The following is a 14,853-nucleotide window of genomic DNA, read 5'->3' as shown; positions in this document are numbered from 1 at the left end:
GTCGGAGAGGATCATCACGTGCGCGTCCTCGTCGCCGGGTCGTCCGGCCTGATCGGAACCGCCCTCGTCGCCGACCTGCGCCATGCGGGGCACGAGGTGCTGCGCCTCGTCCGCAGGGCGCCGGCGGCACCGGACGAGCGGGGCTGGGACCCGCCCGCGGGGCGGATCGACGGCGGCACGTTCGACGGCGTCGACGCCGTGGTCAACCTGAACGGCGCCGGGATCGGCGACCGGCCCTGGAGCGGCGCACGCAAGCAGCAGCTGCGCGACAGCCGCACCGTGCCGACCGACGTGCTGGCCACCGCCGTCGCCGAGCACGGCGTCCCGGCCCTGCTCAACGCCTCGGGCATCAACGCGTACGGCGACACCGGGTCGCGCGTGGTCGACGAGTCGGCGCCGATCGGCTCGGGGTTCCTCGCGGAGCTGTGCCGCGACTGGGAGGCCGCCACCGCCCCGGCCGCCGCCGGGGGCGCCCGGGTCGTGCTGATGCGCTCCGCCGCGGTGCTGTCCCCGGCCGGTGGCCTGCTGGGCAGGCTGCGGCCGCTGTTCTCGCTGATGCTCGGCGCACGCCTGGGCACCGGGCGGCAGGCGTTCCCGTGGATCTCCCTCGACGACGAGGTCGGCGCCATGCGGTTCCTCGTGGAGCACGCGGACGTGACGGGCCCGGTGAACCTGGCCGGGCCGGAGCCGGCCACCAACGCCCAGTTCACCGCCGCGCTCGCGGAGGTGCTGCACCGGCCCGCCCCGCTGGCGGTGCCGGCGTTCGCGCTGCGCGCCGTGCTCGGCCAGATGGCCGAGGAGATGGTGCTGACCGGCCCGTTCGCCGTCCCCGCGGTGCTCGAGGAGCACGGCTACCAGTTCCGCCACCGCACCGTCACGGACGCGCTGAGCGCCGCCGTGGGCAGTTAGACCGAATCTCACCTGGGCGTAGCGTGAGCGGCATGGGAACCCGTGATGCCGGCGCGTCCTGCCGCCGGAGCACCGAACCGCTGCGGATCGACCGCATCGGCACCGTCGACTACCTCGCCGCGTGGGACGCCCAGCGCGCCGCGGCCGACGCCCGCCGCGCCGGGACGGGCCCCGACGCGCTGATGCTGCTCGAGCACCCGTTCGTCTACACGGCCGGCAAGCGCACCCGGCCCGAGGACCGGCCCACGGACGGTTCCCCCGTCATCGACGTCGACCGCGGCGGCCGCATCACATGGCACGGCCCGGGGCAGCTCGTCGGCTACCCGATCGTCGGGCTCGCCGAGCCGCTCGACGTCGTCGACTTCGTGCGGCGGCTCGAGGAGGCGCTGATCCACGTGGTCCACGACGCCGGACTCCCGGCCGCGGGGCGGATCGACGGGCGCAGCGGGGTCTGGCTGCCTGCCGACGACCGGCGGCCGGAACGCAAACTCGCGGCGATCGGCGTGCGCGTGCAGGGCGGGGTGACGCTGCACGGCTTCGCCCTCAACTGCGAACCGGACCTCACCGCCTACGACCGCATCGTGGCGTGCGGGATCACCGATGCCGGCGTCAGCTCGCTCGCCGTCGAGCTCGGTCGGGACGTGCCGGTGTCCGAGGTGCTCGATGCCACGGCCACCGCCGTTGCGGACGCACTCGACGGGAGGCTGCCGGTGGCCGAGCACGTCGTGCCGCGCGCGGCGGCGCCGACCGGGCTGGACCTGCGCCTGCACCCGGCGCTGCACTGACACGGAGGCGGCGCGCCGGCCCGGCGCGCCGCCCGGTTCAGCCGAGCTGCGGGGCCACCTGCGAGGCGACCAGCTCCACCTGATCGAGGTCGGCCAGGTCGAGCAGCTGCAGGTAGACGCGGGTGATCCCGGTCTTCTCGCGCCACTCCCCCAGCCGGTCGACCACCTCGCCGGGCGTGCCGGCGAGCCCGTTGGCGCGCAGCTCGTCCACCTCGCGGCCCAGCGCCAGCGCCCGGCGGGCGACCTCGTCGTCGTCGCGGCCGACCGCGATCACGAGCGCGACCGAGCGCACGAGGTCGGCCGGGTCGCGCCCGATCTCGCGGCACGCGGCGTCGACACGCTCGAACTGCGCCGCGACCACGTCGGACGTCGAGAACCCGACGTTGAACTCCGAGGCGAACCGCGCGGCGAGCTCCGGCGTCCGCTTCTTGCCGTGACCGCCGACGATCACCGGCGGGTGCGGCTGCTGCACCGGCTGGGGCAGCGCGGGCGAGTCGGTGACGGTGTAGTGCTCGCCCGCGAAGGAGTACCGCTCCCCGGGCAGGGTGCTCCACAGGCCGGTGATCACCTCGAGCTGCTCTTCGAGCCGGTCGAAGCGCTCGCGCAGGCCCGGGAACGGGATGCCGTACGCGGCGTGCTCGGCCTCGAACCAGCCGGCGCCCAGCCCCAGCTCGACCCGGCCACCCGACATCTGGTCGACCTGCGCCACGGACACCGCGAGCGGGCCGGGCAGCCGGAAGGTGGCCGAGTTGACGAGCGTGCCGAGCCGGATCCGCGACGTCTCACGGGCGAGGCCCGCGAGCGTCAGCCAGGCGTCGGTCGGGCCCGGTTCCCCGGTGGCGTCGCCCATGGCGAGGTAGTGGTCGGAGCGGAAGAACGCGTCGTAGCCCGCCGCCTCGGCGGTGGTGGCGACGCGCAGCAGGTCGTCGTAGCTGGCCCCCTGCTGGGGCTCGGTGAAGATCCGCAGGTCCACCCGTCGAACCTAGTGGCCGGAGTGGCGGCGGCCCGCACCGGCCGGTAGGAACGCACCATCATGACCTGGACGCCGACCGACATGCCCGACCAGTCCGGCCGCACCGTGCTCGTCACCGGCGCGACCTCCGGCCTCGGGTTCGCCGCCGCCGTCGCGCTCGCGAGGGGCGGGGCCCGGGTGCTGCTCACGGCACGCGACCCCGAGCGCGGCAAGGCCGCGCTGGACCGGGTCCAGGGTGCGGGCGGCGACGCCGAGCTGGTGGAGCTCGACCTCGCCGACCTGGCTTCGGTGCGCCGCGCCGCCGCGGACGTCCGGGCGCGCACCGGCGACGCGCTGCACGTCCTGATGAACAACGCCGGCGTGATGGCCACCCCGCGCGCCGCCACCGTCGACGGCTTCGAGCTGCAGATCGGCACCAACCACCTCGGCCACGCGGCGCTCACCTGGCTGCTGATGCCCGCATTGCGCGCCGCGGGCGCAGCGCGGGTCGTGACGGTGTCCAGCCTCGCCCACCGTGGTCCCGGGCTGAACGTCGACGACCTGCACTTCGCGCGGCGGGCGTACCGCCCCGACCTCGCGTACAGCCAGTCGAAGCTGGCCAACCTGCTGTTCACCGCCGAGCTGGACCGGCGGCTGCGCGCGGCCGCGGACGACGTGATCGCGGTCGCCGCGCACCCCGGCCTCACCGACACCGAGCTGCTCGGCAACTCCCTGCGCAGGCGGGGCCCGGAGTGGCTCGCCACCACCGGGCGGTTGGTCAACCGCGTGATCACGCAGCCGGTGCGGCGCGGCGTGCTCCCCCAGCTGTACGCGGCCACGGCCGCCCAGGTGCGCGGCGGCGACTACATCGGCCCCGGTGGCCTGGCCGAGACCCGCGGGCTCCCGGCCCCCGCCCGCCGCAGCTCCGCCGCCCAGGACCCCGAGCTCGCCCGCAGGCTGTGGGTGGCCACGGCCGAGGCCACCGGCGTGGAGCCGGACCCCGCCTGAGGCCCATCCGGCGATCATGCCGAGCGTCACGCCCGCGGTGCCGGTGCAGCCCCCGGCGGGCGCGCACGGGCGGCGTAGCCTGGCGACCGTGACGATCGCACCCGAAGGTCGCAAGCTCCTGCGCCTGGAGGTCCGCAACAGCGAGACCCCGATCGAGCGCAAGCCGTCCTGGATCCGGACGAAGGCGCGCACCGGACCGCAGTACACCGAGCTGAAGTCGCTCGTGCGCTCCGGCGGGCTGCACACCGTGTGCGAGGAGGCCGGCTGCCCCAACATCTACGAGTGTTGGGAGGACCGGGAGGCCACCTTCCTCATCGGCGGCGAGCAGTGCACCCGCCGCTGCGACTTCTGCCTCATCGACACCGGGAAGCCCACCGCGCTCGACCGCGACGAGCCCCGGCGCGTCGCCGAGTCCGTGCGCACCATGGGCCTGCGCTACTCCACCGTCACCGGCGTCGCCCGCGACGACCTCGAGGACGGCGGAGCCTGGCTCTACGCCGAGACCGTCCGCCAGATCCACGAGCTCAACCCGGGCACCGGTGTGGAACTGCTGATCCCGGACTTCAACGCCGAGCCCGACCAGCTCGCCGAGGTCTTCGGCTCCCGCCCCGAGGTGCTCGCGCACAACCTCGAGACGGTGCCGCGCGTCTTCAAGCGCCTCCGCCCCGCGTTCCGCTACGAGCGCTCCCTCGAGGTCATCACCCGGGCCCGCGCCGCCGGGCTCGTCACCAAGTCCAACCTGATCCTGGGCATGGGCGAGACCCCCGACGAGGTCGCGCCGGCGCTGCGCGACCTCCACGAGGCGGGTTGCGAGATCATCACGATCACGCAGTACCTGCGCCCCTCGGCGCGCCACCACCCGGTCGACCGCTGGGTGAAGCCCGAGGAGTTCGTCGAGCACTCCCGCGTGGCCGAGGAGATCGGCTTCGCCGGCGTCATGGCCGGGCCACTGGTCCGCTCGTCCTACCGGGCCGGCCGCCTGTACGCCCAGACCGTGGCCCACCGCGGCGAGGAGCTCTCCTCCGACCTGGCGCACCTCGCGGCGGAGGGCCCCGCCGCCCAGGAGGCCAGCAGCCTCCTCGCCCGCAGCTGACGCTCACCGGCGCACCTCGGAGCCACAGCTGTACGGCTCCGAGGTGCGCCTGGCGTGACCACGTATCCTCGTCGTATGGCCGGTGGGAAGCCCGACAAGGCAGCGAAGCAGGAAGCCAGGCGCGCGCGGCGCGCGGCGTCCAGGGCGCGGTACAAGCAGATCTGGCAGGCGTTCCAGATGCAGCGCCGCGAGGACAAGGCGCTGCTCCCGCTGATGATCGGCGTGCTGCTGGCGGCGGTGGCAGTGGTCTTCGCGATCGGCCTGATCTTCGACCTGCAGTGGATCCTGCTGCCCCTCGGGATCGCGGTGGGCCTGCTCGCGGCGGTGAGCCTCTTCGGCAGGCGCGTGCAGCGCAACGTCTACAGCAAGGCCGAGGGGCAGCCCGGTGCCGCCGGCTGGGCGCTGGACAACCTGCGCGGCCAGTGGCGCGTCACCCCCGGCGTCGCCGGCACCACCCACCTCGACGCGGTGCACCGGGTGATCGGCCGCCCCGGGATCGTCCTCGTCGCCGAGGGGGCGCCGCACCGGGTCAAGAGCCTGCTGGCGCAGGAGAAGAAGCGCACCGCACGGGTCGCGGGCACGATGCCGATCTACGACATCATCGTCGGCAACGACGAGGGCCAGGTGCCCCTCTCCAAGCTCCAGCGCCACCTCATGAAGCTGCCGCGCAACATCGACCGCAAGCAGATGGAGTCGATGGAGGCGCGGCTGGCGGCCCTCGGCTCCCGCGCCGCGGCCATGCCGAAGGGCCCGATGCCGGCCGGCGCGAAGATGCGCAGCGTGCAGCGCACGGTCCGGCGCCGCTGACGCTCGTCGACGTCTCCGTCGGTCGCAGGCGCTGCTACTGCACGGCCGTGCCGTTCGTGCCGTCGGGGGCCAGCGCCACCGCCACCCTCGTCACCAGCTCGTCCGGTCCGGTCGCGCTCGGGTCGGTCAGGTAGGTCTCGGTCACCGGGCCCACCGCGCGGTGGCCGTGCTCGCGCACGTGCTCCAGGAGGGCCGTGTAGGCGAGCGGCAGGTGTGGATACGGTCCGACGTGCAGGGTGGTCGCCCAGGGACCTCCGGGCAGGGCCGCGTCGCCATCCGGAGCGGGCACGCCGACCAGCACGTCGAACTCGTCGACCAGGTCCAGCGGGAACACCGCGACGAGCGGCGCCCGCCCCGGCACGACGCCGGCGCGGAGCACCGCCCGGCAGAGCGCACCGGTGTCGGCGTCGAGCGCGCAGGCGCGTACCCGACCGTGACGCCCGGCCAGCCGCGCCGGCCCACGCTCCGCGATCGCCACGGCGTACGGCATCCGCTCGGGGGCCTCGCGCAGCGCGTCGAGCGTGCGAAGCGCCTGCTCCCGGCGGACGAGCTCGGCGGCCAGCCGGTCCCGTTGGTCGGCGAGCACGGCGGCCACCGCCGCGTCGTCGGGCGCAGCGAGCACCTGCCGCACCACCGGCAGCGGCACGTCGAGGCCCCGCAGCAGCGCGATCGTCATGGCTGTCCGCACCTGCTCCGTGCGGTAGTACCGGTAGCCGGAGCGCGGGTCGACCGCGGCCGGGACGAGCAACCCTTCGACGTCGTAGTGGCGCACGGCCTTGACCGTGAGCCGCGCCAACCGGGCGAACTCGCCGATCGGCATCAGACCCATCGGCTGACCGGTACCTGCAGGTGGGTCCGCAGCTGCGCGGGCGGCGTGGCCGACGGGTCGGTCAGGTAGACCTCGGTGTGCGGGCCGGCCGGAACCAGCCCCGCACGCTCGACGAACGCGTAGAGCGCGGCCAGCGTCGGCCCCTCGTCAGCGTACGGACCGCGGTGCAGCAGCCGCGCCACCCGCTGACCCCGGGGCTTGCGCAGGTGGACGGGCGCGCCGAAGCGGGCGGCCGCGGTCGCCACGGCCTCGGGCGTGGCGTGCGGCGGGGCGGGGACGAGCAGCCGCCAGTGCCAGCCGTCGGGGGCGTCGAGGTCGAAGCGCAGCGGGTCGCCGTCCTGGCTGTAGCTGCCCTCGAGCGGGACGTCGTCGCGGCTGCCGAGCGCGGCGCGTACGGCGAAGAGCGCGCGGACGGCGGCGGTGAAGGCCGGCATCTCCGGGGCGCCGGTGCCGTCGACGGTCAGCACGTCGCGGGCGGGAAGGTCGAGGAGCTCGGGGGTGCGGGTGCGGGTGTCGTTCTCCATGTCCCGGACGCTCCGGTCTCCCCCACGGGGAGGGTCAAGCCCTGGTGCGGACGACGACCGTGCGGGTGGCGCGGTCGTGCCAGCCGCGGCCGTCCTCGTCGCGGGCCAGCGGCGGGAGCACCAGCGCGATCATCGCGGTGCGCAGCAGCGCCCGGGGAACGCCGATGACGGCCGAGGTGTCGACCGACGCCACCCGGATCCCCAGCGCGACCATCCCGGCGCTGGCCCCGAACACGGCCACCGGCACCGCGGTGAGCAGGTACCAGATGCCGAGCACGTACCAGCCCAGGCTCGGGTCCCCGAGCGCGCCGGGGCCGGTGAGCAGCGCCGCGATCCCGTAGCCGAGCAGCCAGTCGACCGCCAGGGCGGCGACGCGGCGTCCCAGCCCCGCCACCGAGCTCACCCCCGTGGCGGGCAGTCCCAGCCGCTCCCCCGGGTGCGGCCCGCCCACGCCGGGGGAAGCGCCGGGCAACCAGGACTCGATCCAGCGGGCCATGGGCCCTAGCGTATGAGGGTGTGACGAGGACCTGCCGCTCGGTCGGCCCCGTTAACGTCTGCGAAACGACCGGGTGACGGCCGGGCAACACGGCCGCCATAGCGTCGCCGCCGACGAAGGCAGTCCAGCCGACCACCGTGTCGTTCGAAGGAGCCAGTGGGTGTTCAGCAACTCCGAAGAGGTCCTGAAGTTCATCTCGGACGAGGAGGTGGAGTACGTCGACATCCGGTTCTGCGACCTCCCCGGAGTGATGCAGCACCTCACCGTCCCCGCCGCCACGGCCGCTGACCTGCTCGAGAACGGCGCCGCCTTCGACGGCTCGTCCGTCCGCGGCTTCCAGGCGATCAACGAGTCCGACATGGCGCTGTTCGCGGACTCCGCCACCGCCCGGCTCGACCCGTTCCGCAAGCACAAGACGTTGAACATCAACTTCTTCGTGCACGACCCGATCACGGGCGAGCCCTACAGCCGCGACCCGCGCAACATCGCGCGCAAGGCCGAGGAGTACCTGCGGGCCTCCGGCATCGCGGACACCGCCTTCATGGCGCCCGAGGCCGAGTTCTACATCTTCGACTCGATCCGGTTCGGCTCGAACCCGCACGAGACCTTCCACCACATCGACTCCTCCGAGGGCTGGTGGAACACCGGGCGCGAGGAGGTCGGGGGCAACCTCGGCTACAAGGTCAACTACAAGGGCGGCTACTTCCCCGTCCCGCCGGTCGACCACTACGCCGACCTGCGCGCCGACATCGTGCACAACATGCAGGCGTCGGGCTTCGAGGTCGAGCGCGAGCACCACGAGGTCGGCACCGCCGGGCAGGCGGAGATCAACTACAAGTTCAACACGCTGCTCCACGCCGCCGACGACATCATGCTGTTCAAGTACCTGGTGAAGAACACGGCGTGGGAGGCCGGCAAGACCGCGACCTTCATGCCGAAGCCGCTGTTCGGCGACAACGGCTCGGGCATGCACGTGCACCAGTCGCTGTGGAAGGACGGCCAGCCGCTCTTCCACGACGAGACCGGCTACGGCGGCCTGTCCGACATGGCCCGCTACTACATCGGCGGCCTGCTCCACCACGCCCCGAGCCTGCTGGCCTTCACCAACCCGACGGTGAACTCCTACCACCGCCTGGTGCCCGGCTTCGAGGCCCCGGTGAACCTCGTCTACTCGGCCCGCAACCGCTCGGCCTGCATCCGGATCCCGCTGTCGGGCAACAGCCCGAAGGCCAAGCGCATCGAGTTCCGCTGCCCCGACTCCTCCGGCAACCCCTACCTCGCCTTCTCGGCGATGTTGATGGCCGGCATCGACGGCATCAAGAACAAGATCGAGCCGCCGGCCCCCATCGACAAGGACCTCTACGAGCTCCCGCCGGAGGAGGCCAAGGACATCCCGCAGGTGCCCGGCAGCCTCGCCGCGGTCATCGACCGGCTCGAGGCCGACCACGAGTACCTGCTCGAAGGCGGCGTGTTCACCCCCGACCTGATCGAGACCTGGATCTCCTACAAGCGGGAGAACGAGATCGACCCGCTGCGGCTGCGTCCGCACCCGTACGAGTTCGCCCTGTACTACGACGTCTGATCGGTAGCCCTGCCTGACCTGCGGCAACGGGTCTGGGCAGCATGATCAGGCCGTCAGCAGGCCGTCAGACTGCGAAGGCCCGGTGTTCCTGTCCTCGGACTGGGAGGCCGGGCCTTCGTCGTGCCCAGAGGTGAGTACGGCATCCACGGCCCGTCGCGTGCGCTCGGCGCTGGACGGCATGAGGTGGGTATAGGTGCGCAGGGTGAAGCCGGGATCGGCGTGCCCGAGGTACTCGGACAGAGCTTTGATCGACTCCCCGCCGTCGAGGAGCACCGAGGCGTAGAAGTGGCGCAGGGCGTGGAAGCCGTCGCCGCGCTTCGGGTCCACCACGCCGGCCTTTCGCAGGGCCGGCTTCCAGACGTGATGGTTGAAGGAGTTCCGGTTGAGCGCTCCGCGCTCGCGGGTCCAGGTCAGGACGCGCACGGTGATCGGCTCACCATTGGGCTCCCGCCAGGGGAAGGTCATGGTGAGCGGCGGGTACCGGGTGAGGTGGGTGCGCAGGGCCGCCTTGACGGTGTCAGGTACGTGGGACATCGCGAACGCCCCGTGCTCGGGTGGCGCGAAGACGAACTGGCCGCGCATCCGCTTGAGCTGAAGCACCACGTGAACGACCTGTGCTCCCTCGTCGATGTCGTCAACGGGCAGACCGAACGCCTCACCCTGTCGAAGGCCACAGCCGGCCCCGAGAGCGGGTGCGAGGCGGTACCTCTCCCCCAGCGCACCCCGGTCCGCCCGCACGCTTTCCGCGGTCCACGGGATGACCTCGGGACCACGCGGTCGGCACGCGCGCTGGTTCGCGAGCTCCTGGAACCGCTGGGAGACCCGTGGGCTTCACGTCCAGTCGGTAGCTGCACGAGCGGAGGAACGCCGCGCAGCCGTTGAGAACGAAGGCGGCCAGCCGCTCCGCAACGGAAGGGTCGGCGTCCATGACCCGGCGGTGCTCACCCATGGCACGACGCTACGACCTTCCCACAAAGGGTAGGCGAGACGCGGAGCGCACAGCTGTGGCAGGAACACGCAGCTCAGGCACGTGGTGAGAACTTTCGATACGTCTTCAAGCCGCCCCCTGCCGGGGACGGGCCGGACCGCGCCGGACGGCATGCGCGGCCGCTTCCTTGCCGCTCCGCTCGCGGGCGGCCGCGCGCCTATGGGCCGCCGGCCATGCGTCGGCAAGGGAGACGTGCGACGTAAGATAGTGGCCATCCCCGCTGGCCGCAGATCGTCTTACATGATCACGAGGAGTCAACCCCGCTGCGCGCCCCGATCCCGCCGGTGGCCACGCTGGCAGGGGCATGCGCTGGTTCAGTCCGTGGTCAAGTAGCGGGATCGGATGTTCCGGGTTGACACCTCGTGATCACGTGAAGAGCCGGCCAGGATCGCGGGGATGAGGGCGAGTGGCTGCCCACGTACGTGCGTTACATCGCCGTCGGGATTCAGTTGTTGTACGGCAGCCGGTATACAAGCAGGGCTGCAGGGACTTCAAGTGACTCCCCCATGTCGATGGCGCCGAGTTCTGCACTCTCCAACTCTAGTCCACATAATTGGCAGCGAAAACTAAGCGGAGACACCGATATCGAGTCCTCTCGGTCGCGAGTCTCTCCACTGCCTCCCTCAACTATACTCGCAACCTCCTCGCAATAGAGCCAACCGGGATTTCGACAGGCTGGGCACTCATATGAAATTGGGAACGAGAATTCATCGGCGGGATGCGGCGGGCTCATCTGCGAGCTCATCCTCCTCAGCTCGATCTGGTCGAACGTGCTGAATCGCTCGGAGTAGGAACGGTGAGCGCTTTCGATTCGCGCCCGCGCACGGATTCCGTTCTCTTTAAGCTGGGATTGATCGAGCCTTTCGGCCGCTTCGCCCTGCTCTTCCCACAGTGCGTATGGTACTCCATTCTTGAAACGAATGTCGTTGCAGCAAATCCAGTTAACCACCTTCACCATAACACGTAGTGCATCTAGCGATGCTTGCTGTTCAACGATGCCACCATGCGCCGCCGCGTTCCTGGCCTCAAACACGACCTTGTCGCTAGATATGTACGGAAAGTGCGGATGTATCCAAGACATACGATGACACACCTCGACACCGCCTATAGTTCTCAGCTCGTATCCCGCCCCTTCCATGCCATCTACCCCTGACAGTATTCTAAGGGTAGCGTCATTCGCCGTCCTCCTGTCAATCAGGAGAATCGGATTCTCGCCGGCCAACGAAGCTTTGCACCAGGCTTCAACCGCAATTCCACTATGGAGTGCGACTCCTTCAATGTCGTCCGGGTCGGCTATGAATATCTCAAGTGCTTGACGGGCGCTCTTCATTCCAGTTCTAAGAAATTGAGCACTTAATAATACGCTGGTCTCGCGCACTTGCGTGGAGTTCTTGACTTCTTTGAACATGTCGGCTCCCAAGGAAAACTTGCAGAGCGGCTGCGCTCCGAGGAGAGATCTTTGCATGAACAGTTGCCAACGTATGGCCACGTCAGCGGATCACGCGTAGCGATCGTGCCTGGTCCGCTCCCCCACCTGACGAACCTACGACGTCTGATCCAGTCGTCGCGCGGACCCGACCGTCAGCCCGAGAACGGCGGTTGGCCTCCGAGAGAAGTCTGTCGAAACCTCGCAGCGCCAACCGCCGCTCTTCGTACCCGTGTGCACCAGATGCCGGAAAGCGCGCCGCTACCCGTTGCCCCCGACCGGCTCCAGCGCGGCGAGCTCGGTGCGCGCCGTGACGCCGAGCTTGGGGTAGGCCTTGTACAGGTGGTAGCCGACGGTGCGAGGGCTGAGGAACAGCTGCGCGGCGATGTCGCGGTTGGAGTGCCCGCGCGCGGCGAGCCGGACGATCTTCCGTTCCTGGGGGGTGAGTCGGGCCAGCGCACCGGTCGTCCCGGTGTCCGGCACGGCGTCCCCGGCCGCGTCGAGCTCCGCGCGCGCCCGTGCCGCCCACGGCGCGGCGTCGAGCCTGCGGAACGTCTCGAACGCCTCGCGCAGCCGGGCCATGGCCTCGGACCTCCGGCGGATGCGGCGCAGCCATTCGCCGTGGAGCAGGGCGGTCCGCGCGCGGTCGAACGGGCGGTCGTCCTGCGCGTGCAGTCGTAGCGCGGCCCGGTAGAGCTCGTCGGCATCGTCGTCGGCGGCGAGCAGCGCGCGGCAGCGCTGGACGTGCGCGTCGATCCACGGCTGCTCGACCTGGCGCGCCCACTCGGTGAGCCGATCCAGCGGCTCGCGTGCGTCCTCCGGTCTGCCGAGCCGGACGGCCGCTTCCACCACGTCCGGGATGCTGCGCAGGCCCGGCAGCTGGTGCCGCACCGGCCCGGTGTGAAGGGCGTCCAGCCGGGCGCGGGCGGACTCCCAGCGGGCGTGGCCGAGGTCGAGCAGGGCCAGTGCCCAGTGCGCCCAGGCCAGGCCGGGGCCGGGCGCACCCGGTTCCGGCGCGGATACGGCGTCGTCGGCCAGCGCGTGGCAGCGCTGCTCGTCACCGGTCACGGCGGCCAGGTAGGCCAGCACGCCGCTGATCTCGGCGATCCACTGCCGGTGCCCGGACTCCTGTGCGATGCGCAGCGCCTCGCTCGCGTCGTCCCACGCGTCGGCGTGGCGGCCGAGGAACGTCTGCGCGCGGGCGACGCACGCGAGCACCGGCGGCATCCGGCCGATCCACCCGTGCTCGCGGCACCCGGCGAGCAGCTGCGCCGCCACCCGGTGCGACTCGGTGTCGTGCCCGGCGACCTGGAGGCTGGTGGCCCCGACGAGGATCGTCTCGTGCGGGCCGCCGAACCCGGTACGGGCCGCGGCCCCGATCCGGTCGGCCGCGGCGCCGCCCCACCCCTGACCGATCGCCGCTCGCACGGCCCAGCTCAGCAGCCGCGCGACGTGCGTGATCGGGTCTCCCGGCGGCAGCGGCAGCGCATCCAGCTGCTCGGCAGTCTCCGCGATCTCGTCCGCGCCGAGGTACCAGGCGGCGTGCACCGCGTCGAGCATCGTGTGCGTGGCGAGCAGCGGGTCGTCGGCCCGGACGAGCCCCGCTGCCTCGGTCAGCAGCCGCCGGGCCGCGCGGAGCGAGCCCTGGTGGAAGGCGGCGGAGGCCCGCACCCGGAGCGCGCGGGCCCGCCATTCCGGCTCCCGCGTGGACGCCGCGGCGCGATCGGCGATCACAGCCATGCGCTCGGCATCGCCCTCCTCCGCCGCGGCCTCGGCGGCGAGGACGAGCCGGCGGACGCGGTTCTCCCCGGCCGGCGTCAGCCGGGCCGCCCGGTCGTACGCGGCGACCGCCGTGGCGTATCCGCTGCGCGTCGCGGCGCGCAGGGCCGTGTGCTCGAGCTCCGCAGCCACCTGCTCGTCTGGGCCGGTGGCGACCATGGCGCGGTGCCAGGCGCGCCGGTCGGCGTCGTCGGGCCGGTCGAGGGCGTCGGCGAGGGCGGTGTGCACCACGAGCCGCAGGCTGGTCGGTGCCGCCTGGTAGAGCGCCGACCGCACCAGGGGATGGCGGAAGTGCACGGTGTGCTGGTCCACGCGGACCAGCCCGGCGACCTCCGCGGGCACCAGGTCGGTGGCCCCGGAGCCGAGGGCGGCGCCCGCGCGCAGGACCACCCCGAGATCGCCGGCGTCCTCGGCGGCCGCGACGAGGAGCAGCTGCCGGGTCGGCTCGGGGAGGCGTCGGGCCTGGTCGAGGAACACCGCCTGCACGGTGTCGCTCAACGGCAGGGCCTGACCTGCGGCGATCGGCCGGTGCGTGGCGACGGCGGCCGGGAGCTCGAGCAGGGCGAGCGGGTTGCCCTGCGCCTCCGCGAGCACCCGGTACCGGTCGGCGGGCGACAGGTCGGCGGCGTGCTCGGCGAGCAGCCCCGCGGCGGTGGGCGCGTCGAGCCCGGTCAGCGGCAGCTCGGTCAGGCCGGGCGCCGCGAAGCCCGGTCGCGCGGCGACGATCACCGCGATGCCTTCGGCGTCGAGCCGCCGGGCGGCGAACAACACGGCCTCGGCCGACGCCCGGTCCAGCCACTGGGCGTCGTCGAGGAGACAGAGGACGGGGGCGGAGTCGGCGAGCTCCGCGAGCAGGGAGAGCACCGCGAGACCGACGAGCATGCGGTCGCCCGGTTCGGCGGGGACGAGGCCGAACGCCCCGCGCAAGGCACGGGCCTGCGGCACCGGGAGGGCGTCCACCCGGTCGAGGGCGGGACGCAGCAGCAGGTGCAGACCGGCGAAGGGCAGGTGCGCCTCGGACTCGATGCCGGTGCCGCGCACCAGCCGGAAGCCGCTCGCCGCCGACGCAGCGTGGTCGAGCAGCGCGGTTTTCCCGATGCCGGGCTCCCCCGTGAGGAACAGGCCGCCGCTGCCGCCCGCCCGGCAGTCCGACAGCAACCGGTCGATGACCGATAGCTCTTGTGCCCGTCCGTGCAACACCGGCCGACCGTACTGAACCCGCACGGGGGAACTACCGGGTCGTGACGGATTCGGCAGCGCGCGGGGCTCTCTAGCGTTCCTGCCCATGGACGGAGGCCCGGAGACACCCGACGCCGAGGCGCTGGCGCAGCGGTACCTGGCGTGCTGGAACGAGCGCGACCCGGCCCGGCGCGCGGCGCTCGTCGCCGGGCTCTGGACCGTCGACGCGGTCTACGTGGACCCGATCGTGGCCGCCGAGGGTCGCGGCGCGATCCACGACGTGCTCGCCACCGCCCAGCGGCAGTTCCCCGATCTCGTGTTCCGCCCCGCCGGGCGGCCGGACGGCCACCACCACGTGGTCCGCCTCCGCTGGGAGATGGCCCCCGACGGCGGGCCCGCCGTGATCGTCGGGCTCGCCGTCCTGGTGACCGAACGCGGGCGCCTGCGCCGCGTCTTCGGCTTCCTCGACCCCGTCCCCTGACGAAAGGACCTGCCC

General features: G+C 72.4%; 14 protein-coding genes. 7 read left to right on the top strand and 7 right to left on the bottom strand.

The genetic code is table 11. From position 1 onward, the window contains the following. Positions 1 to 18: 18 nt before the first annotated feature. Positions 19 to 909: a TIGR01777 family oxidoreductase gene (locus FB558_RS17050; RefSeq protein WP_142054670.1), complete on the top strand. Its 891-nt coding sequence runs from the start codon at positions 19 to 21 to the stop codon at positions 907 to 909. A gap of 32 nt (positions 910 to 941) precedes the next feature. Further along, positions 942 to 1,694, top strand: a complete 753-nt coding sequence (lipB, locus tag FB558_RS17045) for a lipoyl(octanoyl) transferase LipB (protein ID WP_142054668.1) — start codon at positions 942 to 944, stop codon at positions 1,692 to 1,694. Between the two features lie 37 nt (positions 1,695 to 1,731). Here the strand turns inward: lipB and FB558_RS17040 are convergent, their stop codons facing one another. Further along, on the bottom strand, positions 1,732 to 2,667 hold the full coding sequence (locus FB558_RS17040; RefSeq protein ID WP_142054666.1) for an LLM class F420-dependent oxidoreductase: 936 nt from the start codon (positions 2,665 to 2,667) through the stop codon (positions 1,732 to 1,734). 60 nt (positions 2,668 to 2,727) lie between these two features. On the opposite strand from FB558_RS17040, the gene FB558_RS17035 reads away from it, so the two are divergent. The 3 genes from FB558_RS17035 (at position 2,728) to FB558_RS17025 (ending at position 5,554) form a co-directional block, all read left to right on the top strand. Further along, positions 2,728 to 3,654, top strand: a complete 927-nt coding sequence (locus tag FB558_RS17035) for an oxidoreductase (RefSeq protein WP_142054664.1) — start codon at positions 2,728 to 2,730, stop codon at positions 3,652 to 3,654. A gap of 88 nt (positions 3,655 to 3,742) precedes the next feature. Continuing rightward, positions 3,743 to 4,747, top strand: coding sequence for a lipoyl synthase (gene lipA, locus FB558_RS17030; protein WP_142054662.1), 1,005 nt, complete (start codon positions 3,743 to 3,745; stop codon positions 4,745 to 4,747). A 75-nt stretch (positions 4,748 to 4,822) separates the two neighbouring features. Beyond that, the gene (locus FB558_RS17025) at positions 4,823 to 5,554 is read left to right on the top strand and encodes a DUF4191 domain-containing protein (RefSeq protein ID WP_142054660.1); all 732 of its coding nucleotides are present in this window, start codon (positions 4,823 to 4,825) and stop codon (positions 5,552 to 5,554) included. A gap of 34 nt (positions 5,555 to 5,588) precedes the next feature. Here the strand turns inward: FB558_RS17025 and FB558_RS17020 are convergent, their stop codons facing one another. From FB558_RS17020 to FB558_RS17010, 3 genes are read right to left on the bottom strand one after another with little or no spacing between them, the layout of a single operon-like run. Then, the gene (locus FB558_RS17020) at positions 5,589 to 6,383 is read right to left on the bottom strand and encodes a MerR family transcriptional regulator (RefSeq protein WP_142054658.1); all 795 of its coding nucleotides are present in this window, start codon (positions 6,381 to 6,383) and stop codon (positions 5,589 to 5,591) included. Beyond that, complete coding sequence (locus FB558_RS17015; protein ID WP_142054656.1) at positions 6,374 to 6,907, bottom strand: GyrI-like domain-containing protein; 534 nt, start codon at positions 6,905 to 6,907, stop codon at positions 6,374 to 6,376. Before FB558_RS17015 ends, FB558_RS17020 begins: the two co-directional genes overlap by 10 nt. A 34-nt stretch (positions 6,908 to 6,941) precedes the next feature. Beyond that, positions 6,942 to 7,403, bottom strand: coding sequence for an RDD family protein (locus tag FB558_RS17010; protein WP_142054655.1), 462 nt, complete (start codon positions 7,401 to 7,403; stop codon positions 6,942 to 6,944). Between the two features lie 160 nt (positions 7,404 to 7,563). Here FB558_RS17010 and glnA point away from each other — a divergent pair, with 160 nt between their 5' ends. After that, on the top strand, positions 7,564 to 8,985 hold the full coding sequence (gene glnA, locus FB558_RS17005; protein ID WP_142054653.1) for a type I glutamate--ammonia ligase: 1,422 nt from the start codon (positions 7,564 to 7,566) through the stop codon (positions 8,983 to 8,985). Between the two features lie 45 nt (positions 8,986 to 9,030). On the opposite strand, the gene FB558_RS17000 is transcribed toward glnA, so the two are convergent. The 3 genes from FB558_RS17000 to FB558_RS16990 form a co-directional block, all read right to left on the bottom strand. Further along, on the bottom strand, positions 9,031 to 9,723 hold the full coding sequence (locus FB558_RS17000) for a tyrosine-type recombinase/integrase (protein WP_211366646.1): 693 nt from the start codon (positions 9,721 to 9,723) through the stop codon (positions 9,031 to 9,033). Between the two features lie 695 nt (positions 9,724 to 10,418). Then, positions 10,419 to 11,381 (bottom strand): hypothetical protein, encoded by a 963-nt coding sequence (locus tag FB558_RS16995; RefSeq protein WP_142054649.1) that lies wholly within the window; start codon positions 11,379 to 11,381, stop codon positions 10,419 to 10,421. Between the two features lie 279 nt (positions 11,382 to 11,660). Beyond that, the gene (locus tag FB558_RS16990; protein WP_246106570.1) at positions 11,661 to 14,378 is read right to left on the bottom strand and encodes an ATP-binding protein; all 2,718 of its coding nucleotides are present in this window, start codon (positions 14,376 to 14,378) and stop codon (positions 11,661 to 11,663) included. An 85-nt stretch (positions 14,379 to 14,463) separates the two neighbouring features. Between FB558_RS16990 and FB558_RS16985 the strand changes: the two genes are divergently transcribed. Beyond that, entirely contained in the window at positions 14,464 to 14,838 is a 375-nt protein-coding gene (locus tag FB558_RS16985; RefSeq protein ID WP_142054645.1) for a nuclear transport factor 2 family protein, read from the top strand. Positions 14,839 to 14,853: the final 15 nt, after the last annotated feature.

The sequence above is a fragment of the Pseudonocardia kunmingensis genome (assembly GCF_006716445.1).
GTDB classification, from domain to species: domain Bacteria; phylum Actinomycetota; class Actinomycetes; order Mycobacteriales; family Pseudonocardiaceae; genus Pseudonocardia; species Pseudonocardia kunmingensis.
Note: the sequence above shows the minus strand (reverse complement) of the source record. Positions and strands in the feature narration are given on the sequence as shown.

What these genes read in the sequence shown, in the direction of transcription:
- lipB (WP_142054668.1), top strand. Translation starts at nt 942, where the DNA reads ATGGGAACCCGTGATGCCGGCGCGTCCTGCCGCCGGAGCACCGAACCG.
- FB558_RS17035 (WP_142054664.1), top strand. Translation starts at nt 2,728, where the DNA reads ATGACCTGGACGCCGACCGACATGCCCGACCAGTCCGGCCGCACCGTG.
- FB558_RS17025 (WP_142054660.1), top strand. Translation starts at nt 4,823, where the DNA reads ATGGCCGGTGGGAAGCCCGACAAGGCAGCGAAGCAGGAAGCCAGGCGC.
- FB558_RS17020 (WP_142054658.1), bottom strand. Translation starts at nt 6,383, where the DNA reads ATGGGTCTGATGCCGATCGGCGAGTTCGCCCGGTTGGCGCGGCTCACG.
- FB558_RS17015 (WP_142054656.1), bottom strand. Translation starts at nt 6,907, where the DNA reads ATGGAGAACGACACCCGCACCCGCACCCCCGAGCTCCTCGACCTTCCC.
- FB558_RS17010 (WP_142054655.1), bottom strand. Translation starts at nt 7,403, where the DNA reads ATGGCCCGCTGGATCGAGTCCTGGTTGCCCGGCGCTTCCCCCGGCGTG.
- FB558_RS16995 (WP_142054649.1), bottom strand. Translation starts at nt 11,381, where the DNA reads ATGTTCAAAGAAGTCAAGAACTCCACGCAAGTGCGCGAGACCAGCGTA.
- FB558_RS16985 (WP_142054645.1), top strand. Translation starts at nt 14,464, where the DNA reads ATGGACGGAGGCCCGGAGACACCCGACGCCGAGGCGCTGGCGCAGCGG.